This is a genomic window from Pseudonocardia sp. NPDC049154, from assembly GCF_040648315.1.
GTDB lineage: Bacteria > Actinomycetota > Actinomycetes > Mycobacteriales > Pseudonocardiaceae > Pseudonocardia.
Genome location: NZ_JBEZDN010000071.1, coordinates 17,419 through 41,300 on the forward strand (window position 1 = coordinate 17,419; position 23,882 = coordinate 41,300).

Sequence of the window (23,882 nt, forward strand, 5' to 3'; positions counted from 1 at the left end):
CCGCGGCGCTCCTGGCGCCTCCCCCCGCCCCCCCCGCCAACTTCAACAACTTCTTATGGGTTCCCCCCACCACCAATGGCGTGTGGGGCCATGGTCGCCAGAGCGACCATCGCCACTCACAGGGTGCGGAGGAAATGCTCGGCGAGGATCCGGGAGTCGGGGGCGAACCCCCGGGCCGGGTCGGCGAGCAGCTCCGCCAGTCCGGCGTTCGTCATCCACCCGCCCTCCGCGACCTCCGACGGCTGGTGGTGCACCGGCCCGTCGGAGAAGGCCTCGTAGCCGAACAGGTGGCAGCGCAGCCCCTCCGGCCCACCGAGGCCGGGGCCCGGCCCCGACTCCCACGCCACCGCCAGCAGCGGCCGCAGTGCCACCCCGCGCACGCCGAGCTCCTCGGCCAGCTCGCGGGTCGCCGTCCCGAGCGGGGTCTCGCCGGGATCTACGACCCCGCCGGCCACGCAGTCCCACAGGCCGGGCATCACGAGCTTGTCGTCCGCCCGGCGGTGGACGTACACGCGCCGGCCGTCCGTGCTGCGCAGGATCACGCCGGCGCTGCCGTGCCAGAGCGACCGCGCGTAGACCTCCGCCCGCGGCGCGACCCCCACGACGGCCCCCGACGCGTCGTAGACCGCGATCCGCTCGTCCCCACCCGTCATGGGGCCATGGTCCCGTTGTGACCTTGGCCACGTCGGAGTAGGGAGGGGTTCATGGGTGGAAACAGGATCGTCGTCTACAAGGAGCCCGGCCGTGTCGAGGTCGAGGACCACGACATGCCGAAGCTGGAGGTCCCGGTCGACGTCGCGCAGGCCATGGGCATGAGCCGCGAGGCGCCGCACGCCGTGATCCTCAAGAACGTCTCGACCAACATCTGCGGGTCGGACCAGCACATGGTCCGCGGCCGGACCACGGCGCCGCCCGGGCAGACCCTCGGGCACGAGATCACCGGCGAGATCATCGAGAAGGGCAACGACGTCCAGTTCCTGAACGTGGGGGACATCGTCACGGTGCCGTTCAACATCGCCTGCGGGCGCTGTCGCAACTGTCGTGAAGGGGCCACGGGCGTCTGCCTGAACGTCAACCCCGCCCGCGCCGGCTCGGCCTACGGCTACGTCGACATGGGCGGCTGGGAGGGCGGCCAGGCGGACTACGTCATGGTGCCGTTCGCCGACTTCAACCTCATCAAGTTCCCGGACCGCGACCAGGCGCTGGCCAAGATCCGCGACCTCACGATGCTGTCCGACATCTTCCCGACCGGCTACCACGGCGCCGTCTCCGCCGGGGTGACCACGGGATCGACCGTGTACGTGGCCGGAGCAGGGCCGGTGGGGCTGGCCGCCGCCTACTCCGCGCAGTTGCTGGGCGCGGCGGTCGTGATCGTCGGCGACCTCAACAAGGAGCGCCTCGAGCAGGCGCGCTCCTTCGGCTGCGAGACCGTGGACATCGGACAGAACGCGGCCCTCGAGGACCAGATCGACCAGATCCTGAACACCAACGAGGTCGACTGCGCCGTCGACGCCGTGGGCTTCGAGGCCACCGGGCAGGGCGGCGGCGAGGAGAAGCCCGCGCAGGTGCTCAACGACATCATGACCGTCACCCGCGCAGCGGGGCAGCTCGGCATCCCGGGCCTGTACGTGACCGGTGACCCGGGGGCGTCGGACCCGGACGCCAAGGAGGGCACGCTCAAGGTGCGGCTGGGCCTCGGCTGGGCGAAGAGCCACAGTTTCGTCACCGGTCAGTGCCCGGTGCTGCGGTACAACCGCAAGCTGATGATGTCGATCCTCCACGACAAGGCGCACATCGCCGACGCGGTCAACGCCACGGTCATCCCGCTCGAGGACGCCCCGCGCGGGTACCAGGAGTTCGACCGGGGCGCGGCCCGCAAGTACGTGATCGACCCGCACGGCATGATCCCGGCGGCCTGATCCGCGGGCCCCGCACCACTGTGTCCGACCCGCCCGGCGACCGCCGTTCCGGCCGCCGGGCGGGTTAGGCTCTGGGGATGCACTCCCGCGAGGTCCGTTCGTGACCGCCCGCCGCATCATGGGCACCGAGGTCGAGTACGGCATCTCCGTGCCCGGCGACCCGACCGCCAACCCCGTCATCACCTCCACGCAGATCGTGCTGGCGTACGCGGCCGCGCAGGACATCCCGCGCAACCGCCGCGCCCGCTGGGACTACGAGGTGGAGTCGCCGCTGCGCGACGCGCGCGGGTTCGACCTGTCCGCGCCCACGCTGTCCAGCTCGGGCAACGACTCGGAGCTCGACGACCTCGGCGCGGCGAACGTCATCCTCACCAACGGCGCCCGGCTCTACGTCGACCACGCGCACCCGGAGTTCTCCACGCCCGAGGTGCTGACCCCGCGGGACGTCGTGATCTGGGACAAGGCGGGGGAGCGGATCATGGAGGAGGCCGCGGTGCGGGCCGCCACCGTGCCCGGCGCGCCGCGGATCCAGCTGTACAAGAACAACGTCGACGGCAAGGGCGCGAGCTACGGCTCGCACGAGAACTACCTCATGGCCCGCCAGACCACGTTCCCCGCGATCGTCGGCGGGCTCACCCCGTTCTTCGTGTCCCGGCAGGTGATCACGGGTGCGGGCCGGGTCGGCATCGGCGCCCAGGGGGACACGGAGGGCTACCAGATCTCGCAGCGTGCGGACTACATCGAGGTCGAGGTCGGCCTCGAGACCACGCTCAAGCGCGGCATCATCAACACCCGGGACGAGCCGCACGCCGACGCGGACAAGTACCGCCGGCTGCACGTCATCATCGGCGACGCCAACATGAGCGAGTACGCCACGCTGCTCAAGGTCGGCAGCACCGCGCTGGTCCTCGACATGATCGAGAACGGCGTCCGGTTCGACGAGCTGCGCCTGGCCGAGCCGGTGCGCGCCGTCCACCAGATCAGCCACGACCCGTCGCTGCAGCAGAAGGTGGAGCTCACCGACGGGCGTTCGCTCACCGCCGTCGAGCTGCAGTGGGCCTACCACGAGAAGGCCGTCAAGCACGTCGAGAACTCCCAGGGCGCGGACATCGACCCGGACACGGCCGAGGTGCTGCAGCTCTGGGGCGAGATCCTGGAGGACCTCGCCGAGGACCCGATGCGCACGGCGGACCGGCTCGACTGGACGGCCAAGCTGCGCCTGCTCAACGGCTATCGCGAGCGGGACAACCTGCAGTGGAACTCGGGCCGCCTCGGCCTGGTCGACCTGCAGTACACGGACGTCCGGATGGCCAAGGGCCTCTACAACCGCCTGGTCACCCGCGGGTCGATGAAGCGGCTGGTCACCGAGGAGCAGGTCGAGCGCGCGATCCGCAACCCCCCGGAGGACACCCGCGCCTTCTTCCGCGGCCGCTGTCTCGAGCGCTACCCGGCCGAGGTCGCGGCGGCCTCGTGGGACTCGGTCATCTTCGACCTGGGCCGCGAGTCGCTGGTCCGGATCCCGACGCTCGAGCCGCTGCGCGGCACGCGCCGGCACGTCGGGGAGCTGATCGAGGGCTCGCGGACCGCCGAGGAGCTGGTGAAGGCCCTCACCAACGGGTGAGCCGCCCCGCCGGGACATCAGTTCGCAACCCGCGAACCGTGGGCGACGGCGGGTCCCGGCAAGTAGGCTGGACGCATCGGACCCCGGGGTCTGCCTGCCACGACGGTGGCGGGTCGCCCGGGATCGGACGCGAGGAGGAGACGTCATGTCGCAGGAGCAGACGAAGCGCCAGGGCGGTGGCGGCGGCGACGACGACGAGAGCGGCGACGCCTCGGCCGCCGGCCAGGAGCGCCGGGAGAAGCTGGGCGAGGACGTCGACACGATCCTCGACGAGATCGACGACGTCCTCGAGGAGAACGCCGAGGACTTCGTCCGCGCGTACGTGCAGAAGGGCGGCCAGTAGCCGCACCTGACAGCCGGTGGCGGGTCGGGCCCCGGAAGGGGTCCGGCCCGTCTCTGCTAGTACCTGGTACCCGGCCCCATCCGTGAGCGACACCCCGACAGCGACTTGCGAGAGAGGCACACCCCACACCATGGAGTTCCGCGAGGGCATCCCCGGGCCCGCTGCGATCGGCCGCCCGTTCCCCGGTTCCCCCGAGCCCGCGGCCGGCCGCCGGGACGGGCGGCCCGGGCAGCCCGGGCTCGGCCACCACGCCGCCTTCGCGGCACTGGGCGAGACGTCGTTCGCCAACTACGTCGCGGCCACCCAGCCGCACCTGCTCCCCGGCCGGATGTTCGACGCGCCCCGCGGTCCGGAGAGCCGGCCCATGACGCCCGACGCGCTGGGCGTGCCGCACGGCACCACGATCGTCGCGCTGCAGTTCGCCGAGGGCGTCGTCATCGCCGGCGACCGGCGCGCCACCGCGGGCAACGTCATCGCCCAGCGGGACATCGAGAAGATCTTCATCACGGACTCGCACTCCGCGGTCGGCATCGCCGGCTCGGCGGGCATCGCGATCGAGATGATCCGGCTCTACTCGGTCGAGCTCGAGCACTACGAGAAGATCGAGGGCGTGGCCATGTCCCTCGACGGCAAGGCCAACCGGCTCGCGGGGATGATCCGCGGCAACCTCGGCGCGGCCATGCAGGGCTTCGTGGTGGTGCCGCTGTTCGCGGGCTACGACACCGAGGAGCCGGACCCGGCCAAGGCCGGCCGGATCGTCACCTACGACCCCACCGGCGGCCGCTACGCCGAGTGGCTCGGCTACCACGCCGTCGGCTCCGGCTCGGTGTTCGCCAAGTCCTCGATGAAGAAGCTGCACCGCAGTTCGGCGGACCTGCAGACCACGCTGCGCACCGCGCTCGAGGCGCTGTACGACGCCGCGGACGACGACACCGCGACCGGCGGTCCGGACCTGGTCCGGAAGATCTACCCGGTCGTCGTCAGCATCACCGGTCCCGAGGGTGCCGTGCGGCGCTCGGAGGAGGAGATCGCCGGGATCGTCGAGCGGATCGTGGCGGACCGGGCGGAGAACCCGGGCGGCTGAGCGCCCCCGCTCGCACCCCGGCCAGCACGATGAGATTCAGGAGCGTCCCCCGATGACGATGCCCTTCTACTCCTCCGTCGACCAGCTGCTCCGCGACCGGTCGGAGCTCGCCCGCAAGGGCATCTCCCGCGGCCGCAGCGTCGTGGTCATGACCTTCAGCGGCGGTGTGCTGTTCGTCGCGGAGAACCACTCCTCCGCGCTGAACAAGGTCTCCGAGATCTACGACCGGATCGGCTTCGCCGCCGTCGGCCGGTACAACGAGTTCGAGGGGCTGCGCACCGCCGGCATCCGGCTCGCCGACTCCCGCGGGTTCTCCTACGACCGGCGCGACGTCACCAGCCGCTGGTTGGCGAACACCTACGCCCAGTTCATCGGCGCGGCGTTCGTGGAGCAGCAGAAGCCGTACGAGGCGGAGATCTGCCTGGCCGAGGTCGGCGAGACGCCGGACGGAGACCAGCTGTACCGCATCACCTACGACGGCTCGATCACCGACGAGCCGCAGTACGTGGTCATGGGCGGCACCACCGAGCCGATCTCGACGAAGCTCAAGGACGTCTACGACGGCGGGCACGACCTCGGCGAGGCGCTGGCGAGCGCGCTGGAGGGCCTGCAGGTCCCCGGGTCGGGCCCCGGCAATGGCACCGAGGCGCGCGTGCTCGGCGAGAAGGCGCTCGAGGTGGCCGTGCTGGACCGCAGCCGCCCGGGCCGGGCCTTCCGCCGGATCACCGGCCCCGTGCTGCGCAACCTGCTGCCGGCCGCGAACCGCGGCGAGGCCGCCGACGAGCCGGACGTGCGCGGCGGCGACGACGCCCCGGCCGCGGGCGGGGCCCTGCCGTCGTCGAACTGAGTCCGTCCGAGTCCGAACCCCGGCGCGCCGGTCCACCTCGGTGGGCCGGCGCCGTCGTTCTCAGGAGTAGGTGCGCAGCTCGACGCCGTTGCCGTCCGGGTCGGTGAGGTAGATGCCCCGGCCCTGGCCGCGTGCCCCGAAGAGGTCCTTCGGGCCCGCCACACCGTGCTCCGCGGCGAGGGCGTCGAGATCCGCCCCGGTCACGACGAGGGCGAAGTGGCCCAGGTTGGTCCCGGTCCGCTCGCCCCGCTGGACGTCGATGATCGTGCCCGGGGACACCCGCAGGGAGGCGAACGGCACCTGGCCGCGCCGCCACTCGTCGAGCCGCTCGGGTGCCAGCCCCAGGGTCTCCCGGTACCAGCCGATCAGCCGCTCGGGGTCCTCCGTCACCAGCACGATGTGGTCCAGCCCGTCGACGCGCATGCCGCGAGCGTAGGGCGAGGCCGGCCTAGAGGGCGATGCGTTCCGGGTGCGTGTAGACGTTGCCCGAGCCGCCGCGGAGGAATCCGACGAGGGTGAGGCCGGCCTCGTCGGCCAGCTCCACCGCCAGGGAGGACGGCGCGGACACCGCGGCCAGCACCGGCACGCCGGCCATCACGGCCTTCTGGACCAGCTCGAACGAGGCACGCCCGGAGACCTGCAGCACCGTGCCGGCGGCGGGGATCCGGCCCTCGAGCAGGGCGTGGCCGAGGACCTTGTCCACGGCGTTGTGCCGGCCGACGTCCTCGCGCGTGACCAGCAGCGACCCGTCCGGCCCGAACAACGCCGCCGCGTGCAGCCCGCCGGTCGAGTCGAAGACCTTCTGGGCCTCCCGCAGGCGGTCCGGCAGCGTCCCCACGACCTCCCACGGCACGCGCACCTGGTCGTGGGCGGGGGAGAAGCGGGACTTGAGCTTCACGGCGTCGAGCGAGGCCTTCCCGCAGACGCCGCAGGAGGAGGTCGTGTAGAAGTTCCGCTCCACCGAGGTGTCCGGCGGTTCGACGCCCAGCGCGAGCGTCACGTCGAGGACGTTGTAGGTGTTGCGGCCCTCCGCGTCGACCGAGTCGCAGTAGCGGGCGGCGAGGAGGTCCGTGGCGGCGCCGATGACCCCCTCGGTGAGGAGGAAGCCGTGGGCGAGCTCGACGTCGTGCCCCGGGGTGCGCATGGTGACCGTCAGCGGCGCCCCGTCGACCCGCAGCTCGAGCGGCTCCTCCACGGCCAGCGTGTCCGGCCGGCGGCGCTGCGATCCGTCCGCCGCGAGCCGCAGCACCGGCCGCCGTGCGGTGAGCCTTCCCATGGGGTCCAGCCTACGGAGCCGGGGGGTCCGCCGCCTGGCCTGAACGTGTGGGAGCGGGCCTCACTCCGGGACGGCGATCACGCAGAAGCGGTTCATGCTGAAGAAGTAGTCGCCGCCGCGGACGTCGGCGAGCCACGCCCGGCCGTCCTCGCTGCTCAGGCCCTGCCGGTCCGCGACGTAGCCGGCGATCGTGCGGGCGATGAGCGCGCTGTAGGTGTCCTCGTCGAGGTGCGGGTTGAGGATCGGGATCGCGGCCTGCGTCGTGATCCGGAACCCGGCGGCCCGGAGGTGCCGGGCCCAGGTCGCGGGCAGGTGCGGGTGCACCAGGTGCTCCTCCCAGGCCGCCATGACGCGGGCGTGCCGGGCCCGGTCCGCGACGTGCCAGACCACCGAGTCCCAGTCGGTGTCGAGCAGCAGCACCCGGCCGTCCGGGCGGACGACCCGGCGCAGCTCGGCGAAGGCCCGCGGGATGTCGGCGACGTACTCGTAGACCTGGGTGGAGACGACGGCGTCGAGGTCGTCGTCGGGGTAGGGGAGGGACTCCGCGGACCCCTGGGCGATGGTCACGGCGGGCACGGCCCCGACCCGCCGCGTGGCCAGGGCGTTCATCGCCGGGCTCGGGTCGATGCCGTGGACGACCCCCTCCGGGCCGACGGCGGCGGCGAGGGACTCGAGCAGGAAGCCGGGGCCGGAGCCGACGTCGAGGATCCGCTCGCCGGGCCGCGGCGCGAGCAGGCCCAGCACCTCGGCGCGCTGCCGGACGATGTCGGGGGTCGAGTAGACCCGCTCGACCTCGCGGGCGCCTTCCTCGTCGAACGCGAGCGTCATCGGTCCTCCAGGGGGCGTGTCCGGGTGGGTCGGACCGGACCAGCCGGGCATTACGGGGCGATCAGCCCTGGAAGGGCCGGTCCCGGCCGGTCCAGCGCTCCTCGTCGCGCCGGTAGATCGGGACCGGGTTCTTCGCGACCCGGAAGGTGTACCGGCCGGCCTCCTCGACCACCTCGCCGTCCGTGGCGAGGATGCTCGGCACGGCCAGCTCGACGTCGAGCTCCGGGGTCTCGAGCTGGGTGTAGACGCGGCTGTGCCCGAGCGCGCCGAAGATCAGCGCGCCCACCACCCGGAGCCGGGAGAAGGCGACGTCGGCGCGCAGCCACCGGACGTCGAGCAGCCCCGAGTCCAGGGTCGGCCGCCAGGCCGGGACCATGCCGCGCGGGTGGTAGGGCCCGTTGCCGACGAAGATGAACCACACGAGGTGCCAGCGGTCGCCGACCTTGACCCGCACCTTCTCCGACCGGCGCAGCACGGTGACCAGCGCGGCGGCGAACGCGGGCCACTTGCCCCAGCGCGGCTGCCACTTCTCGCGCAGCCGGACCAGCTCCGGGTAGGAGCCGACGCTGGCGGTGTTGAGGAAGTACCGGGTGCGGATGACCTCCGGGTCCACCGGCTCGTCGCCGGCCCCGGGGTGCGCCTCGACCAGCGCGAGGTCGACCGCCACCGCCTCGCCGGCCTGGGTGGCGTCGACCGCCTCCTGCAGGTCGTAGACGCCGACGTCGCGGGCGAAGTGGTTGAGCGTCCCCGCGGGGACCACGACCAGCGGGAGGTGGTGGCGGTCCGCCGCCGCGGCCGCCGCGGCCACGGTGCCGTCGCCGCCCGCCACGCCGAGGGCCTGCACCCAGTCGCCCCGGTCGGCGACGGCCTCGTCGAGCTGCTCGCCGACGTCCTTGCCCCGGGTCACGCGCAGCAGGTGCGCGGCCGGCAGTGCCTCGCGGACCTCCTCGGTGAGGTCCTGGTCGGGTGGGCCGGAGTGGGGGTTGACCACGATCACCAGGCCCTCGCCCTGCGGCAGCTCCGGCACGGTGTCCACCGGCCGGGCGCGGGCCTCGTCGGTGCGCCGGGGGGGCCACCACCGCTGGGTCCCCAGCGCGATGCCGGACCCGACCGCGGCCCCCACCAGGACGTCGGACGCCCAGTGCACGCCCACGTGCACCCGCGAGTAGGCCACGGCCGCGGCCAGCGGCACGACCGCCGGCGCCACCTTCGGGTTGTCCAGGGCGACCGCGGTGGCGAAGGCGGCCGCCGAGGCGGCGTGCCCCGACGGGAACGACGACGAGGTCGGGGGGTTGCGCAGGGTTCGGTAGGCGGGCAGCTCGGCCGCGGCCGGGCGGCGGCGCGGCAGCAACGGCTTGAGGATCCCGTTGGCCGTGGCCGAGGACAGCGCGATCGCGAGCATGCCGCGGGCCGCCGCCTTCCGGCCGGCCCCGCGGCGCACCGCGAGCACCCCCGCGACGACCACCCACAGCGCGCTGTGGTTCGCCGTGGCGGACAGCCGGCGCATGACGTGGTCGAACCGGGTGTGGGGGCGCGCCGAGACGGCGGCCGTCACGGCCCGGTCGAGGTCGTTGACGGCCGCCAGCCCCCGATCGAGGCGGCGCGATTTCAGGGCGACTCGCCGGAACCAGTCGGTCACAGGCGTGACCTTATGGGGCTTCCTGCGCTTACGCTGTGAGACATGCAGCGTCGGATCTTCGGGGTCGAGACCGAGTTCGGGGTCACGTGCACCTTCCACGGCCAGCGCCGGCTGTCGCCGGACGAGGTCGCGCGGTACCTGTTCCGGCGCGTCGTGTCCTGGGGCAGGTCGTCCAACGTCTTCCTGCGCAACGGTGCCCGGCTCTACCTCGACGTGGGCTCGCACCCCGAGTACGCGACCGCCGAGTGCGACACGCTGACCGGGCTCGTCGCCCACGACAAGGCGGGCGAGCGGATCCTCGAGGACCTGCTGGTCGATGCCGAGCGCCGGCTCGTCGACGAGGGCATCGGCGGCGACATCTACCTGTTCAAGAACAACACCGACTCGGCGGGCAACTCCTACGGCTGCCACGAGAACTACCTGGTCGCGCGGCAGGGCGAGTTCGCCCGGATCGCCGACGTGCTGCTGCCGTTCCTGGTCACCCGCCAGCTGATCTGCGGCGCGGGCAAGGTGCTGCAGACCCCGCGCGGCGCGGTCTACTGCCTGTCCCAGCGCGCCGAGCACATCTGGGAGGGCGTCTCCAGCGCCACCACCCGCTCCCGGCCGATCATCAACACCCGGGACGAGCCGCACGCCGACGCCGAGCGCTACCGCCGGCTGCACGTGATCGTCGGCGACTCGAACATGGCCGAGACCACCACGCTGCTCAAGGTCGGCACCACGCACCTGGTGCTGGAGATGATCGAGGCCGGCGTCCAGTTCCGGGACTTCACCCTGGACAACCCGATCCGCGCGATCCGCGAGATCAGCCACGACCTCACCGGCCGGCGCACCGTGCGGCTGGCGGGCGGGCGCGAGGCCAGCGCGCTGGACATCCAGCGCGAGTACCACGCGCGCGCCGTCGAGCACCTGCGCCAGCGCGGCAGCGAGGACCGCACGCTCGACCGCGTCGTCGAGCTGTGGGGCCGCACGCTCGACGCCGTCGAGAGCCGGAACTTCTCCCTGATCGACCGGGAGATCGACTGGGCGATCAAGTACCGGCTGGTCGAGCGGTACCGCGCCAAGCACGACCTGGACCTGTCCAGCGCCCGGATCGCGCAGCTCGACCTCGCCTACCACGACATCCGGCGCGGCCGCGGGCTGTTCGACATGCTGCAGCGCAAGGGCCTGGTCGAGCGGGTCACGGACGACGGCGAGATCGAGGTCGCCAAGGACACCCCGCCGCAGAGCACCCGGGCCAAGCTGCGCGGCGACTTCATCGCCGCCGCCCAGGCCGCCGGCCGCGACTTCACGGTCGACTGGGTGCACCTCAAGCTCAACGACCAGGCCCAGCGCACCGTGCTGTGCAAGGACCCGTTCCGCTCGGTCGACGAGCGGGTGGACCGGCTGATCCAGTCCCTGTAGCCGCGGATGCGAACGGCCCCGTCGCCCTCCCGGGCGGCGGGGCCGTCGTCGTGTGGGCCGGGGCTACTCGATGCCGGGCATCATCTTCTTCCGTAGGGCGAGCAGGTCGTCCTGGATCGGCTTGGCGGCGGGCCCGGCGTGATCGGGCGCGGGCTGGATCCCCAGGGCGTGCAGGAGCGCCTCGGCGGCCTGCTTGGGGTCGCCGGTCTCGCCGAGCACGGGGTGCAGCCCCTGGTCGGCGAGATGGTGGAACACCAGGTTCACGACGCTCCACGGGTTGAAGGTCTCCGGCAGGCCGGCGTCGTGCGTCATCGCGGTGAGCCTCCTCGCTGTGCGGTGCGTCAGCGGAAGCCTCTGCCGCGGTGATCGCCGGGTCAAGGCCGCGCGGTGTCGCTTCCTGAGACACCGCCCCCGCGGGCCCCGCACGGTCACCCGACCGCGGTCCGACGTGCCGAGTTCTCCGGGTGCCCGCGGCGTTCGAACGGTTGGTCGTATGCTGCCCCCGTGTCCTCCGCCCGTGCCGAGCGCCTGGTCAACCTGGTGCTCTGCCTGCTGTCGACGCGGCAGTTCCTGACCGCGGAGCGGATCCGCGCGACCGTGCCCGGTTACGCGGACGCCACCAGCGACGAGGCATTCTTCCGCATGTTCGAGCGGGACAAGACCGAGCTGCGCGAGCTGGGCGTGCCGCTGGAGACCGGCCGCACCTCGGCGTTCGACACCGTGGAGGGCTACCGCATCGCCCGCGGCGACTACGAGCTCGGCGAGATCGACCTCGACGCCGAGGAGGCGGCCGCCGTCGCGCTGGCCGGGTCGCTGTGGGACTCGCCCGAGCTGTCCGGCGCCGCGCACGGGGCCCTGCGCAAGCTGCGGGCCGCCGGCGTGGAGGTCGACGAGACCCGCGGCTCGGTGCAGCCGCGGGTCCGGGCCGCCGAGCCGGCGTTCGCGCCGCTGCTCGCCGCCGTGCAGGCCGGCCAGGCCGTCACCTTCGACCATCGCCGCGGCGGGCCGACCGGCGAGATCGCCCGGCGCACCGTCGAGCCGTGGGGCGTGGTGTCGTGGCGGGGCCGCTGGTACCTCGTGGGCCACGACCGGGACCGGGAGGACGTCCGGTCCTTCCGGCTGTCCCGCATCCTCGAGCCGGTCAAGACCGTGGGGGAGCCCGGTGAGGTGACCGTGCCGCCGGGGACGGACCTCATGGCGTCGATCCACCGGACCGTCGACCAGGGGCCGGTCGTCGGTGTCGCCACCGTCTGGGTCGCGGAGGGCCACGCGCACGGCCTGCGCCGGCTCGGCACGGTCGTGGGGCCGCGCGAGCTGGGCGGGCGCCGGGGGGACGTGCTGGAGATCGAGCTGCGCAGCGAGCGGACCGTCGCGCGCTGGCTGGCCGGGGCGGGGCCGGACGTCGTCGTGCTCGACCCGCCGGGGCTCGCCGCCCATGTGCGGCGGCTGTGGGAGGGCGCGCTCGTCGCCCACGCGGGGGAGCGGGTCCGGTGAGCGGGGTCGCCGACCGGCTGCCGCGGCTGCTGTCGCTGGTGCCGTACCTGCTGGCCCGGCCGGGCATCCCGATCGCCGAGGCCGCCGCGGACTTCGACATCACCCCGAGGCAGCTGCGCCGCGACCTCGAGCTGCTGTGGATGTGCGGGCTGCCCGGGTACGGGCCGGGCGACCTCGTCGACCTCTCGTTCTCCGGCGACACGGTCACCGTGACCGAGGACGCCGGGATGCGCCGCCCGCTGCGGCTGACCACCGCGGAGGCGACCGCGCTGCTCGTGGCGCTGCGAACGCTGGGCGAGGCACCCGGCGTCGTCGACACCGCGGCCGTGCGCAGGGCCACCGCCAAGATCGAACGGGCCGTGGGCGACGCCGGGGTGGCCACCGTCGCCGTGGACCTCACCCGCGAGGAGGAGGCCACCGCGGCCGCGGTGCGCGGCGCCCTGGACCGCGGGCGGGCCCTGCAGATCGTCTACTACACCGCCGGGCGGGACGCGGTGTCCCGCCGGACCGTCGACCCGATGCGGCTGCTGCTCGTCGAGGGCCGCGGGTACCTGGAGGCCTGGTGCCGGCGCGCGGAGGGCGTGCGCCTGTTCCGGCTGGACCGGGTCGAGGAGGTCGCCGAGCTCGCCGAGCCGAGCGCGCCGCCGTCCGACGCGGAACCGCACGACGTCTCGCGCGGGCTGTTCTCGCCCAGCGAGGAGCACCGCACCGCGGTCCTCGAGGTGGCCCGCGAGGCCCGCTGGATCGCCGAGTACTACCCGGTCGACGAGGTCGTGGAGCACCTCGACGGCTCGGGTGCGGCGCGCGTGCTGCTCCGCTACGCCGACCCGGCGTGGCTGGTCCGGCTGGTGCTGGGCCTCGGCGGCGGGGCGCGGGTGCTGGAGCCGCCGGAGCTGGCGGTCGCGGTGGCCGAGCGGGCGCGCGAGGCGCTCGCCGCGGCGACCACCACGGACGACGAGGTGTCCGCGGGCGGGCGCGGCACGGGAGCGGGGGGACGCTGATGGGGCTGTACTGGGTGCCGGTCCTGCTGGGGGCGGCGGGGATCGTGCTGCTGCTGGCCGTGGCGGTGGTCTGCCTCGCCCACGTGCGGCGGTTCGTGCACGCCGCGCGGCAGGAGCGCCGGCGGACCGAGCAGGCCGTCCTCCCGCTGCGGTCGGCGGCCGCGGACCTGCGCGCCCGCCGCTGACCGTGCCCGGGGTGCCGGTGCGTACTATCGGGGCGAACCGGTTCCGTCGAAAGGACTGCTCATGCCGAGTCTCGGCGGGTGGGAGATCGTCATCCTCGTGGTGGTGGTGCTCCTGCTGTTCGGAGCCAAGAAGCTGCCCGACATGGCCCGTTCCGTCGGGCAGTCCGCCCGCATCTTCAAGGGCGAGATGAAGGGCATGAAGAACGACGGGAAGACCGAGGAGCCGGCGAAGCAGGAACCCCCGGCCCAGCTCCCGCCGGCGCAGGGCGCCACCTCGGGCACCACCGGCAGCACGGGTACCTCCGCCACCGACTCGTCGGCCCCGGCGGCGCGGCCCGCGGAGCAGCCGGCGGAGCAGCGCGAGCACCAGCAGTAGGGCCGCGCTCGACGTGGTGAAGCTCAGCCTCCGTCGGACCCCGAAGAACCCCGACGGCACGATGACGCTCGTCGAGCACCTCTACGAGCTGCGCAACCGCCTCGGGATCTCGCTGCTCGCGATCGCGCTCACCACGGTCGTCGGCTACATCTGGTTCGAGGTCGGGTTCTTCGGCGCGCCGAGCCTGGGCGCGCTGCTCAAGGAGCCGTACTGCTCGTTGCCCGCCTCGTCGCGGGCGGTGTTCACCGCCGACGGGTCCTGCACCCTGCTCGGCACCGGGCCGTTCGACCAGTTCATGCTGCGCCTGAAGGTCGGCGCGGTCGCGGGCATCGTCATGGCCTGCCCGGTCTGGCTGTACCAGGTGTGGGCGTTCATCGTGCCCGGGCTGTACCCGAAGGAGCGCAAGTTCGCGCTGATCTTCGTCAGCACCGCGGCGGTGCTGTTCGTCGCGGGTGCGGTGCTCGCGTACTTCGTCGTCTCGCAGGGCCTGGCCTTCCTGCTGACGATCGGTAGCGAGGTGCAGACCACCGCGCTGACCGGCGAGAGCTACTTCGGGTTCGTCATCGCGCTGCTGCTGATCTTCGGCGTGAGCTTCGAGATCCCGCTGCTCGTCGTCATGCTCAACCAGATCGGCATCCTGAGCTACGAGCGGCTGCGCAAGTCGCGGCGCGGCATCATCTTCGGTCTGTTCGTGTTCGCCGCCATCGCCACGCCGGGGCAGGACCCGATCTCGATGACCGCGCTCGCGGCGGCGCTCACGCTGCTGTTCGAGCTCGCCATCCAGATCGCGCGGGTGCACGACCGGCGCAAGGCGAAGCAGCGCAAGGCAGAGGGCTGGGACGACTGGGATCCGGACGCGCCGTCGCCGATCGACACGGCGCCCAGCCGGGTGGACGGGCCCAGCCGGATCGAGGATCCGGGCACCGTGACTCCGCGCGCGCCGGTGAGCAGCGCGGAGCCGAGCGCCCGCAACGTCGACGACGTCACCTGAGCCCGGCCCGCCCGTGAGCGGGGTTACGGGCCCGTCCGACGGCGGAGTGTCGGTGCGGTGTGACAGCCTGGTCGGGTGGCCAGCAGCACACCGGCCCCGGCCGAGGCGTACGCCGCGGCCCGGGCCCGCGCCGCGCATCCGCGGCTGAGCGAGTTCGCCGGGTCCCTCCCCTTCGGTCTCGACGGCTTCCAGCGGGAGGCGTGCGAGGCGCTCGAGGACGGGCACGGCGTGCTCGTCTGCGCGCCGACCGGCGCGGGGAAGACCGTCGTCGGCGAGTTCGCCGTGCACCTGGCCCTGGCGCAGGGCCTCAAGTGCTTCTACACCACGCCGATCAAGGCACTGTCGAACCAGAAGTACGCCGACCTCGTCGAGCGGCACGGGGCCGCGGCCGTCGGCCTGCTCACCGGCGACAGCAGCATCAACGGGGACGCGCAGGTGGTCGTGATGACCACCGAGGTGCTGCGGAACATGATCTACGCGGGTTCGCGGTCGCTCGACCAGCTCGGTTACGTGGTGATGGACGAGGTGCACTACCTCGCCGACCGGTTCCGCGGCGCCGTCTGGGAGGAGGTCATCCTCCAGCTGCCCGAGCACGTCGCCCTCGTCAGCCTGTCGGCCACGGTGAGCAATGCCGAGGAGTTCGGGGACTGGCTGGTCGCCGTGCGCGGCGACACCGCCGTCGTCGTCGACGAGGTGCGGCCGGTGCCGCTGTGGCAGCACATGATGGTCGGCAACCGGCTCTACGACCTGTTCGCCGAGACGGGCGGCGAGCTGTCCGTCGATCCCGAGCTGCTGCGCCAGACCCGCGAGCTCTCCCGCCAGGACAACATGGCGACCTGGGTGACCGAGGGCCGGCGCGGCCGCTCGTCGAGCCCCGGGCGGGGCGGGCCGCCGCGCTCCCGGGGCGGCATCCGGCCGGCCTCGCGGGTCACCGTCATCGACCGGCTCGACCGGGCGGCCCTGCTGCCGGCCATCACGTTCGTGTTCAGCCGCGCGGGCTGCGACGCCGCGGTGAGCCAGTGCGTCCGGGCGGGGTTGCGGCTCACCACCGAGGCCGAGATCACCGAGATCCGGCGGATCATCGAGAAGCACACCGGCGACCTGCCGCAGGCCGACCTGGGCGTGCTGGGCTACTGGGAGTGGCGCGAGGCGCTCGAGCGCGGCATCGCGGCGCACCACGCGGGCATGCTGCCGGCCTTCAAGGAGACGGTCGAGGAGCTGTTCGTCGAGGGACTCGTGCGATGTGTCTTCGCCACCGAGACCCTGGCGCTGGGCATCAACATGCCGGCGCGGACCGTCGTCCTCGAGCGGCTGGTCAAGTACAACGGCGAGGCCCACGTCGACCTCACCCCGGGCGAGTACACGCAGCTCACCGGGCGCGCCGGGCGGCGGGGGATCGACGTCGAGGGGCACGCCGTCGTCATCTGGCAGCCCGGGGTGGACCCGGAGCACGTCGGCGGCCTCGCCTCCACCCGCACCTACCCGCTGCGGAGCTCCTTCCGCGCGGACTACAACATGACGATCAACCTCGTCGAGCGGCTCGGCATCGAGCAGGGCCGCGAGCTGCTGGAGCAGTCCTTCGGGCAGTTCCAGGCGGACCGGTCGGTGGTCGGGCTGGCGCGGCGGATCGAGCGCAACACCGAGGCCCTGCGGGGCTACGCCGAGTCCATGCAGTGCCACCTCGGGGACTTCACCGAGTACGCGCGGCTGCGCCGCCAGGTGTCCGACCGGGAGAAGTCGCTCCGCCGCCAGGGCTCGGCCGATCGCCGGAACGAGGTCGCGGAGTCGCTGCGCACCCTGCGGCCGGGTGACGTCATCGCGGTGCCGGGCGGCCGACGGGCCGGACTCGCGGTAGTCCTCGACCCGCCGGGCGACCACGAGGACCCGCGGCCGCTGGTGCTCACCGAGGACCGCTGGGCGGGCCGGCTCTCCACCGCCGACTTCCCCGTCGCGGTGAGCACGCTCGGCCGGATGCGGCTGCCGAAGCGCGTCGACCACCGCTCGCCGCGGGTGCGGCGGGACCTCGCGTCGTCGCTGCGCAACACCGGCATCGTGCCGCCCACCCCGCAGCGGCGGAAGCGCGGTGGCGGCGCCGCGGACGATCCCGAGCTCGCGGCCCTGCGTCGCGCGCTGCGGTCCCACCCCTGCCACGGCTGCGACGACCGCGAGGCCCACGCCCGCTGGGGCGAGCGGCACGCGCGGCTGGAGCGCGAGACCGAGCAGCTGCGGCAGAAGGTGCGGGCGACCACGCACTCGCTGGCCCGCGGCTTCGACCGGATTAGGGCGCTGCTCACCGAGCGCGGGTACCTCGACGGCGAGACCGTCACCGACCACGGGTACCGGCTCGCCCGGCTCTGGGGCGAGTCGGACCTGCTCGCCGCCGAGTGTCTGCGCCACGAGGTCTGGGCGGACCTCGAGCCCGCCGAGCTGGCCGCGGTGGTGTCCGCCCTGGTCTACGAGTCGCGCCGGGACAACGCCCCGGCCCCGCGCGTCCCGCAGGGCGCGGTCACCGAGGCCCTCGCCGAGACCGTGCGGATCTGGGCCGAGCTCGAACAGGACGAGCGCCGGCACAAGGTCGACCGCACGCGCGAGCCGGACCTCGGCTTCGCCTGGCCGATGCACCGCTGGGCCCGCGGCGAGTCGCTGGCCCAGGTCCTCGAGGCGGCCGAGCGCAACGGGCAGGAGCTGTCGGCGGGCGATTTCGTCCGCTGGGCCCGCCAGGTCCTCGACCTGCTCGAACAGATCGCCTCCGTGGCCGGGCGGACCACCGGCGTGGGGCGCAACGCCCACAAGGCGGCCCGTGAGGTCCGCCGCGGGGTCGTCGCGGCGGGGGTGGGGTGAGAGTTCCCTCGCCGGTCTCTGGCCGCACGAGCCTGGACCGCTGCGCCACGGCGACGATGATCGTCAGGCGGTGATCGTCGTTCCGGACCGACGCCGGCCGCACGTGGCCGGGGAGGGACACGTCCGGTGATCATGAGCGGCCGGCCGGACCGGGACCGCCGGGGCCGGATGGGGGAGCGGTGTGCGCACCGGTGGCAGCAGTGCGCGCACCCAGGGTGGGAGTCCGTGGTGTGGGCGGCGACCGGCCGCGGCGGCGCGCCGAGGTGTGCTTGGATCGTTGCCCGGTGCGCGGACAGCGCGGCGCGGTGCGGAGGCGCGACGGGCGCGGACGCACGAACGGCACGAGACGCAGGACGGACGGAAGGTCGGCAATGAGCACCCCACGGGACCCCCACGGCGAGCCGGACCGGGGCCACCGGGCAGCCGGCGGCCAGGGCGACGGGACCGGACCCGATCCGTCCGCCGGGACGGACCGTGACCCCTACGGCGGCGCCACCCACGGCACCGACACCTCCGGCTCCGACACCTACGGCTCCGACATCTCCGGCGGCGACACCTACGGCTCCGAGACACCGAGGGCCGATACACACGGGTCCGGGACCGATCCCACGGACGACCCCGCGTCGAGGACCGTGCCGCACACCGGGCGTTCCGGATGGGACTTCACCCGCAGCGCCGAGGCCGACCCGCCCACCCCGGCCTACGGCTCGCCGGCCGTCGAGCACGGCGACGCGACCGGGACGAGTGGCACGACCGGTACCGGACACGACGCCACGCCGTCCCACGGATGGGCACCGGAGAGCCGCGAGACCGGCGGGTCCGAGTGGAGCGCCGCCGGCGGCTCCGGCTGGAGCTCGGGCGCCCAGGGCGGGGGCTCCGGCTCCGGCTGGGATCCGGCCGGAACCGCTGCCTGGGACCCGGAGGGCCCCCGGGGCGCCTCCGGCGGGTCGTGGGGCCCCGAGGGCGACCGCACGGCGGCGCAACCCGCGCCGGGCGGCTGGGACCCGGCGGGCGCCGGGATCGGCGGTGCCGCGTCCGCGACCTCGACCCTGCCGGGCGGGGAGAGCCGCGCCTCGCGCCGCCGCGGACAGTCCGGCGGCGGCGGGAAGAAGCTGATCGCCGGTGCCGCCGTGCTGGTCATCGTGCTGGCCGTCCTGGCCGTGACCGCGTTCTGGAAGCCCGGGTTCCTCGTGACCGAGGAGTTCGACCAGCAGGCGCTGCAGGCCGGCGTGACCCAGATCCTCACCCAGGACTACGGCCTGGGGGCCACCGGCGTGACCTGCCCCGAGGGCCAGGAGGTGGCGGCGGGCACGACCTTCACCTGCTCCGCGACCGTCGACGGCGAGGCGGTCGAGGTCCCGGTCACCGTCCTCGACGACCAGGGCACCTACCAGGTCGGCCGCGTCTGACCCGGCTCAGCGCCCCCGGCGCAGGACCAGCGTGCCCGGATTCCGGATGACAGCGGGCGGCCCGGGGCCGGAGGATCGGCTCTCGTGAGCACGACCGGTACCGATCCCCGCGAGCCCGTGACCGACACGCCGCACAGGCCCGCGCCCCCGGCCGACGCGACGCGGCCCGCCGCCGAGGTGCGGGTGCTGGAGCCCGGCGAGTTCCGGGCGGCGCACGCCCTCTTCGGCGCCGCCCTCCACGCCGGCGGCCCCGTCGACGACGACCACTGGGCCCTCACCCGGCTCTCCTACGCCCCGGGCCGCACGTTCGGCGTGGACCTGCCCGCGGGCACACTCGCCGGGACCGCCATGAGCTTCGGGTCCGCGCTCACCGTCCCTGGTGGGGCACGGGTCCCGATGGCGGCCGTCACCCGCGTCGGCGTCCGGGCCGACCGGACGCGCCGCGGCCTGCTCACCGCGCTCATGCGCGAGCAGCTGTCCGACGCCGTCGACCGCGGCGAGGTCGCCGCGACCCTGCGGGCCAGCGAGGCGCGCATCTACGGCCGCTTCGGCTACGGCGTCGCCAGCCGCGGGCGGAACCTGCGCGTGACCGCGGGGGCGCGCTTCCGCCCCCACGCGCCGTCGGGCGGCGAGGTCCGGCTGCTGCACCCCGAGGAGGCCGCTCCGGTCCTGCCGTCGCTGTACGCGCGCATCCTCGGCGCCACGACGCGCCCGGGCCCGATCGTGCGCGACGAGGGCTGGTGGGCGCACGTCCTGCGCCCCCGGCGCAGTGCCGACGGGGCCCGGGCCATCGCGGTGCACACCGGCCCCGACGGCGACGACGGCTTCGCCACCTGGACCGTGCGCCAGGAGGGCACGGACTTCGGCGAGAACGTCCTCGAGCTCGGCGACCTGCACGCCGCCACCCCGCAGGCCACGGCCGGCCTCTGGCGCTTCCTGCTGGGCATCGACCTCCTCCGGCACGTCTCGGCCCACCTGAGGCCACTGGACGAGCCACTGGACCTGTTCCTCGAGGACCCGCGGGCCTGCCGCACGACCGGCGTCGGCGACGAGACCTGGCTGCGGCTGCTGGACGTGCCCGCCGCGCTCGCCGCCCGCACCTGGGGCGAGAGCAGCGGCGAGCCGCTCCGCCTCCGCGTGCACGACGACCTCTTCCCGGTGAACGACGGCGTGCACCTGATCGGCGGCGGTCACGCGGGCGGCACGAACGGCGCCGAGCCCGCGCCGGCCGAGGACGGACCGGCCGACCTGGAGTGCGACGTCGCGGGCCTCGCGATGGCCTACCTCGGCGACCGGCGGCCCTCCGAGCTGGTCGCGAGCGGCTGGTGGACCGCGCACGGCCGCGCCGCCGTCGTCCGGGCGAACCAGCTGTTCGCGGTGCCCGCCGCGAGCGCCGTGCCGTGGTGCGGGACGTTCTTCTGACCGTGGTTGGCAACCGTCGCCGGAGCGCCGGTCGCCGCTCCGCTGTCAGCCCTTCAGCGCCGCCACGAGCCGGTCCACGGACCCGCCCAGGCCCCAGCGCTCGGCCAGGGCGGCGAGCGCACCGGCGTCGGCGGGGGAGTCCGGGAGCGCGTCGGACCGCGACAGCTCCACCGGCGCGTCCTGTACCACGCGCACGACCGGCTCGACGACGGCCAGGTAGTCCGCGGCCTTGCCGAGCTTGCTCCGGACGCTCGCGGCGAGCCGGGTGTCGGCGGTGTCGCCGACCGCCGCGACCAGCTCGGCCCACGAGCCGAACTTCCCGACCAGGGTGGCCGCCGTCTTCGCCCCGACCCCCGGGACGCCGGGCAGCCCGTCCGAGGGGTCGCCGCGCAGCATCGCCATCTCGGCGTAGGCCTCGCCGGCCCGGTCCCGCGGCACGCCGTACTTCTCGGCGACCTCCGCCGGCCCGAGCAGCTCGGCCTTCGCCAGCCCGCGGCCGACGTAGAGCAGCCGCACGGGTGTGGGCTCCTCCCGGACGATCTGCATGAGGTCCCGGTCGCCGCTCACGCCGAGCACCGGATCGGTGTCCTCGCGGTGGGCCAGGGTGCCGATCACGTCGTCCGCCTCGTGACCCTCGGCGCCGCCGGTGGCGATGCCCGCCGCGGCCAGGACGTCGAGGATGATCGGCACCTGCGGCTCGAGGGTGTCCGGCACCTCCTCGGGGATCCCCGCGGGTGCGGTGTCGGGCCCGCTCCCGGGCGTGGAGCCCTCGATCCGGTGCGCCTTGTAGGAGGGCAGCGCCTCCACGCGGAACGCCGGCCGCCAGTCGAGGTCCAGGCACGCGACGAGCCGCGCGGGGCGGTGCTCGGCGACGAGCCGGGCGATCATGTCGGTGAACCCGCGGACCGCGTTGACAGGTGTCCCGTCGGGCGCCGTGATCGACTCGGGCACGCCGTAGTAGGCGCGGAAGTACATGCTCGCGGCGTCGAGCAGCATCAGCGAGCCGGCGGGAGCCTGCGGGGCCGGGTTCCGGGGTGCCGTCACGGTGAGCCAGCATGCCAGGTGGGGCCGACGCGCAGCGTGAGCGCCCTAAGCTCGCCCCATGAGCCACGCCGTCCCCACCGAGCTGCTCGCCGACCGGTTGCGCCGGGCCGGCGAGGTCGCCGCCGAGCAGGGCGCCGACGTCCTCCTCATCACCCCCGGCACGGACCTGCGCTACCTGGTCGACCACGCCGGCGAGTCCCACGAGCGGCTGACCTGCCTCGTGCTCCCGGCCGCGGGCCACCGGGCCCCGCCGGCCCTGGTCGTGCCGCGGCTGGAGGCCCCCGGGTTCGACGTCGCCACCCTCGAGGCGCTCGGGGTCGAGGTCCTCACCTGGACGGACGGCGAGGACCCCTACCTGCTCGTCTCCGACCTGGCGGGCGGTCCCACCCGGATGGCCGTGGCCGACGGGATGCCGGCGCGGCACGTGTTCGGCCTGCGGGACGCGTTCCCGGAGGTCCGGCAGGCGCTCGCCGGGCCGGTCCTGCGCGAGCTGCGGATGCGCAAGGACGCCGCGGAGGTGGCCCAGCTCCGTCAGGCGGGCGCCGCCATCGACCGCGTGCACGCGCGGATGGGCGAGATCCTCAAGCCCGGCCGCACCGAGGCGCAGGTCGGCGCGGACATCGAGGCCGCGATCGTGGCCGAGGGCCACACCGAGGCCGCGTTCGTGATCGTCGGCTCCGGCCCCAACGGCGCCAGCCCGCACCACGACGTGTCCGACCGGGTCATCGAGCCCGGGGACGTCGTGGTCATCGACATCGGCGGCCCGCTCGCCAGCGGCTACAACTCGGACTGCACCCGCACCTACGCGGTCGGGGCGGAGCCGTCGGCGCAGATCCGCGAGACCTACGCCGTGCTCCAGGAGGCGCAGGAGCGCTCGGTGCAGGCGGTGCGCCCGGGCGTGACGGCCGAGTCGGTCGACGAGGCCGCCCGCGCCCCGATCACCGAGGCCGGGTTCGGCCCGCGGTTCGTGCACCGCACCGGCCACGGCATCGGGCTCGACGTGCACGAGGAGCCCTACATCGTGGGCGGCAACACGCTGACCCTCGAGCCCGGGATGGCCTTCAGCGTGGAGCCGGGCATCTACCTCGACGGCGAGTGGGGCGCGCGGATCGAGGACATCGTGGTCGTGACCGAGGCCGGCGCCGAGCGGCTGAACAACGGGTCGCGGGACCTGGTCGTCCTCTGACCCGTCCGGCAGGACGATCGGGTCGGGCGTGATCACGCCGCCACCTCCGGGTGCGCGGCGCCGTCCCGGCCCGGCACGCACGCCGCGCGCGCCGCGGTGCCGCCGACGAATTCGCGGAGGCACCCCGCGATCGCGGTGTGTGCCGCCGCGGTCGGGTGGAAGGACTCCTGGAACAGGTGCCGGCCCGCGGTGTCGAGCGCGCCCTGCACGAGCGTCCGCGGGTCCACGGTGAGCCGGCGCTGCCACTCGTCGCGCAGCGGGCCCGTACACGCCTCACGCCCCTCGGCGAGCCGGGTGAGGTCGAGGAACCGCGCTCCCACCCGCTCGGCCACCGCACGAATCGTGGCCGCGAGCTGCGGGAATGCAACGGTGCGCGCCCAGCCGGCGTCGGGCCGGGAGTACGGGCAGCCCTGGACGGCGTGCCAGGCCGGCATCGCCTCGCTGCCCGGCGCCGCGTAGGACAGCAGCACGAGCGCGTAGCCGTCCGGCGGGTAGCCCGCCTCGGACATGGCCGCGCGGACGTCCCTGGCCGCGGTCTCGATCCGCGGCGCCACCCCGGTGAGCCGGTCGGCCCAGCCCGGGCCGACGGTCGTGCGGCACCCCGGTTCCCGCAGGTCGAGGAAGGCCCGGATGCAGGCGACCGCGACGCCGGAGAGGTCCGGCTCGTCGTTCGCGCCGACCTGGAGGGTCACCGCCCGGACGCGGTGGCGCCGCGCGACCTCCACGAGCCGCTGCGCCTGCGACCCCTCGGTGTGGTGCACCGCCGCGCCGAAGGCGACGTGCTCGGCACCCGCGCCGGAACACGCGAGGTTCACGGCGACCTCCGCCAGCGCGCTGCGGTGCACGTAGGCCGCGGGGGAGCGGTGGCACCAGTTTCCGCCCTCGCCGCGGGTGCCCGCCTCGTAGCCGCCGGCGCCCTCGCCGGAGGCCGCGCTGTCGCCCAGCGCGACGACCGCCGTCGGCCGCGGATCG

The 23,882-nt window shown here is 74.2% G+C and carries 23 protein-coding genes; 15 read left to right on the forward strand and 8 right to left on the reverse strand.

The window, feature by feature from the left end; translation table 11 throughout:
* Positions 1-116 precede the first annotated feature (116 nt).
* On the reverse strand, positions 117-653 hold the full coding sequence (locus AB0B41_RS27520) for an NUDIX domain-containing protein (protein WP_358208307.1): 537 nt from the start codon (positions 651-653) through the stop codon (positions 117-119).
* A gap of 51 nt (positions 654-704) precedes the next feature.
* On the opposite strand from AB0B41_RS27520, the gene fdhA reads away from it, so the two are divergent.
* The 5 genes from fdhA to prcA all read left to right on the forward strand — a co-directional run bounded on the left by fdhA (position 705) and on the right by prcA (position 5,814).
* On the forward strand, positions 705-1,919 hold the full coding sequence (gene fdhA / locus AB0B41_RS27525; protein ID WP_358208309.1) for a formaldehyde dehydrogenase, glutathione-independent: 1,215 nt from the start codon (positions 705-707) through the stop codon (positions 1,917-1,919).
* A gap of 118 nt (positions 1,920-2,037) precedes the next feature.
* Positions 2,038-3,540 (forward strand): depupylase/deamidase Dop, encoded by a 1,503-nt coding sequence (gene dop, locus AB0B41_RS27530; protein ID WP_358208354.1) that lies wholly within the window; start codon positions 2,038-2,040, stop codon positions 3,538-3,540.
* A 145-nt stretch (positions 3,541-3,685) separates the two neighbouring features.
* The gene (locus AB0B41_RS27535; RefSeq protein ID WP_037038873.1) at positions 3,686-3,883 is read left to right on the forward strand and encodes a ubiquitin-like protein Pup; all 198 of its coding nucleotides are present in this window, start codon (positions 3,686-3,688) and stop codon (positions 3,881-3,883) included.
* A 130-nt stretch (positions 3,884-4,013) separates the two neighbouring features.
* The gene (gene prcB, locus AB0B41_RS27540) at positions 4,014-4,967 is read left to right on the forward strand and encodes a proteasome subunit beta (protein ID WP_358208311.1); all 954 of its coding nucleotides are present in this window, start codon (positions 4,014-4,016) and stop codon (positions 4,965-4,967) included.
* Between the two features lie 52 nt (positions 4,968-5,019).
* Positions 5,020-5,814: a proteasome subunit alpha gene (gene prcA / locus AB0B41_RS27545; RefSeq protein WP_358208313.1), complete on the forward strand. Its 795-nt coding sequence runs from the start codon at positions 5,020-5,022 to the stop codon at positions 5,812-5,814.
* Between the two features lie 60 nt (positions 5,815-5,874).
* On the opposite strand, the gene AB0B41_RS27550 is transcribed toward prcA, so the two are convergent.
* The 4 genes from AB0B41_RS27550 to AB0B41_RS27565 form a co-directional block, all read right to left on the reverse strand.
* The gene (locus tag AB0B41_RS27550; RefSeq protein ID WP_358208315.1) at positions 5,875-6,237 is read right to left on the reverse strand and encodes a VOC family protein; all 363 of its coding nucleotides are present in this window, start codon (positions 6,235-6,237) and stop codon (positions 5,875-5,877) included.
* A gap of 25 nt (positions 6,238-6,262) precedes the next feature.
* On the reverse strand, positions 6,263-7,090 hold the full coding sequence (gene fdhD, locus AB0B41_RS27555; RefSeq protein ID WP_358208317.1) for a formate dehydrogenase accessory sulfurtransferase FdhD: 828 nt from the start codon (positions 7,088-7,090) through the stop codon (positions 6,263-6,265).
* Positions 7,091-7,150: 60 nt separating this feature from the next.
* Entirely contained in the window at positions 7,151-7,918 is a 768-nt protein-coding gene (locus AB0B41_RS27560) for a methyltransferase domain-containing protein (RefSeq protein WP_358208319.1), read from the reverse strand.
* A 61-nt stretch (positions 7,919-7,979) separates the two neighbouring features.
* A complete protein-coding gene (locus tag AB0B41_RS27565; RefSeq protein WP_358208321.1) occupies positions 7,980-9,557 on the reverse strand; it encodes a phosphatase PAP2 family protein in 1,578 nt (525 codons plus the stop codon).
* 42 nt (positions 9,558-9,599) lie between these two features.
* Here AB0B41_RS27565 and pafA point away from each other — a divergent pair, with 42 nt between their 5' ends.
* Positions 9,600-10,961 (forward strand): Pup--protein ligase, encoded by a 1,362-nt coding sequence (gene pafA, locus AB0B41_RS27570; RefSeq protein ID WP_358208323.1) that lies wholly within the window; start codon positions 9,600-9,602, stop codon positions 10,959-10,961.
* A 63-nt stretch (positions 10,962-11,024) separates the two neighbouring features.
* Here pafA and AB0B41_RS27575 read toward each other — a convergent pair whose 3' ends face one another.
* On the reverse strand, positions 11,025-11,273 hold the full coding sequence (locus AB0B41_RS27575; protein WP_358208324.1) for a hypothetical protein: 249 nt from the start codon (positions 11,271-11,273) through the stop codon (positions 11,025-11,027).
* A gap of 192 nt (positions 11,274-11,465) precedes the next feature.
* Between AB0B41_RS27575 and AB0B41_RS27580 the strand changes: the two genes are divergently transcribed.
* From AB0B41_RS27580 to AB0B41_RS27615, 8 genes are all read left to right on the forward strand, one after another.
* The gene (locus AB0B41_RS27580; protein ID WP_358208326.1) at positions 11,466-12,455 is read left to right on the forward strand and encodes a WYL domain-containing protein; all 990 of its coding nucleotides are present in this window, start codon (positions 11,466-11,468) and stop codon (positions 12,453-12,455) included.
* Positions 12,452-13,456 (forward strand): WYL domain-containing protein, encoded by a 1,005-nt coding sequence (locus AB0B41_RS27585; RefSeq protein WP_358208328.1) that lies wholly within the window; start codon positions 12,452-12,454, stop codon positions 13,454-13,456. Before AB0B41_RS27580 ends, AB0B41_RS27585 begins: the two co-directional genes overlap by 4 nt.
* Positions 13,456-13,641 carry a hypothetical protein gene (locus AB0B41_RS27590; RefSeq protein ID WP_358208330.1) on the forward strand — a complete coding sequence of 62 codons (186 nt, stop codon included), beginning with the start codon at positions 13,456-13,458 and terminating at the stop codon, positions 13,639-13,641. The genes AB0B41_RS27585 and AB0B41_RS27590 overlap by 1 nt, the downstream gene beginning before the upstream one ends.
* Positions 13,642-13,702: 61 nt before the next feature.
* Complete coding sequence (gene tatA / locus AB0B41_RS27595) at positions 13,703-14,017, forward strand: Sec-independent protein translocase subunit TatA (protein ID WP_358208332.1); 315 nt, start codon at positions 13,703-13,705, stop codon at positions 14,015-14,017.
* 16 nt (positions 14,018-14,033) lie between these two features.
* Entirely contained in the window at positions 14,034-15,008 is a 975-nt protein-coding gene (tatC, locus tag AB0B41_RS27600) for a twin-arginine translocase subunit TatC (RefSeq protein WP_358208334.1), read from the forward strand.
* A gap of 75 nt (positions 15,009-15,083) precedes the next feature.
* Complete coding sequence (locus tag AB0B41_RS27605) at positions 15,084-17,849, forward strand: DEAD/DEAH box helicase (protein WP_358208336.1); 2,766 nt, start codon at positions 15,084-15,086, stop codon at positions 17,847-17,849.
* A gap of 371 nt (positions 17,850-18,220) precedes the next feature.
* Positions 18,221-19,258, forward strand: a complete 1,038-nt coding sequence (locus AB0B41_RS27610) for a DUF4333 domain-containing protein (protein ID WP_358208338.1) — start codon at positions 18,221-18,223, stop codon at positions 19,256-19,258.
* A gap of 84 nt (positions 19,259-19,342) precedes the next feature.
* A complete protein-coding gene (locus AB0B41_RS27615) occupies positions 19,343-20,680 on the forward strand; it encodes a GNAT family N-acetyltransferase (protein ID WP_358208340.1) in 1,338 nt (445 codons plus the stop codon).
* 45 nt (positions 20,681-20,725) lie between these two features.
* Here AB0B41_RS27615 and AB0B41_RS27620 read toward each other — a convergent pair whose 3' ends face one another.
* Positions 20,726-21,676 carry a 5'-3' exonuclease H3TH domain-containing protein gene (locus AB0B41_RS27620; RefSeq protein WP_358208356.1) on the reverse strand — a complete coding sequence of 317 codons (951 nt, stop codon included), beginning with the start codon at positions 21,674-21,676 and terminating at the stop codon, positions 20,726-20,728.
* Between the two features lie 106 nt (positions 21,677-21,782).
* On the opposite strand from AB0B41_RS27620, the gene AB0B41_RS27625 reads away from it, so the two are divergent.
* Positions 21,783-22,910, forward strand: a complete 1,128-nt coding sequence (locus tag AB0B41_RS27625) for a Xaa-Pro peptidase family protein (protein ID WP_358208342.1) — start codon at positions 21,783-21,785, stop codon at positions 22,908-22,910.
* 32 nt (positions 22,911-22,942) lie between these two features.
* Here the strand turns inward: AB0B41_RS27625 and AB0B41_RS27630 are convergent.
* Positions 22,943-23,882: GDSL-type esterase/lipase family protein (locus tag AB0B41_RS27630; protein WP_358208344.1), on the reverse strand; the 940-nt coding region annotated here is incomplete at its 5' end.

What these genes read in the sequence shown, in the direction of transcription:
- AB0B41_RS27535 (WP_037038873.1), top strand. Translation starts at nt 3,686, where the DNA reads ATGTCGCAGGAGCAGACGAAGCGCCAGGGCGGTGGCGGCGGCGACGAC.
- fdhA (WP_358208309.1), top strand. Translation starts at nt 705, where the DNA reads ATGGGTGGAAACAGGATCGTCGTCTACAAGGAGCCCGGCCGTGTCGAG.
- AB0B41_RS27620 (WP_358208356.1), bottom strand. Translation starts at nt 21,676, where the DNA reads ATGCTGCTCGACGCCGCGAGCATGTACTTCCGCGCCTACTACGGCGTG.
- dop (WP_358208354.1), top strand. Translation starts at nt 2,038, where the DNA reads ATGGGCACCGAGGTCGAGTACGGCATCTCCGTGCCCGGCGACCCGACC.
- fdhD (WP_358208317.1), bottom strand. Translation starts at nt 7,090, where the DNA reads ATGGGAAGGCTCACCGCACGGCGGCCGGTGCTGCGGCTCGCGGCGGAC.
- AB0B41_RS27560 (WP_358208319.1), bottom strand. Translation starts at nt 7,918, where the DNA reads ATGACGCTCGCGTTCGACGAGGAAGGCGCCCGCGAGGTCGAGCGGGTC.
- AB0B41_RS27520 (WP_358208307.1), bottom strand. Translation starts at nt 653, where the DNA reads ATGACGGGTGGGGACGAGCGGATCGCGGTCTACGACGCGTCGGGGGCC.
- prcA (WP_358208313.1), top strand. Translation starts at nt 5,020, where the DNA reads ATGACGATGCCCTTCTACTCCTCCGTCGACCAGCTGCTCCGCGACCGG.
- AB0B41_RS27590 (WP_358208330.1), top strand. Translation starts at nt 13,456, where the DNA reads ATGGGGCTGTACTGGGTGCCGGTCCTGCTGGGGGCGGCGGGGATCGTG.
- pafA (WP_358208323.1), top strand. Translation starts at nt 9,600, where the DNA reads ATGCAGCGTCGGATCTTCGGGGTCGAGACCGAGTTCGGGGTCACGTGC.
- AB0B41_RS27610 (WP_358208338.1), top strand. Translation starts at nt 18,221, where the DNA reads ATGAGCACCCCACGGGACCCCCACGGCGAGCCGGACCGGGGCCACCGG.
- AB0B41_RS27625 (WP_358208342.1), top strand. Translation starts at nt 21,783, where the DNA reads ATGAGCCACGCCGTCCCCACCGAGCTGCTCGCCGACCGGTTGCGCCGG.
- tatA (WP_358208332.1), top strand. Translation starts at nt 13,703, where the DNA reads ATGCCGAGTCTCGGCGGGTGGGAGATCGTCATCCTCGTGGTGGTGGTG.
- prcB (WP_358208311.1), top strand. Translation starts at nt 4,014, where the DNA reads ATGGAGTTCCGCGAGGGCATCCCCGGGCCCGCTGCGATCGGCCGCCCG.
- AB0B41_RS27550 (WP_358208315.1), bottom strand. Translation starts at nt 6,237, where the DNA reads ATGCGCGTCGACGGGCTGGACCACATCGTGCTGGTGACGGAGGACCCC.
- AB0B41_RS27575 (WP_358208324.1), bottom strand. Translation starts at nt 11,273, where the DNA reads ATGACGCACGACGCCGGCCTGCCGGAGACCTTCAACCCGTGGAGCGTC.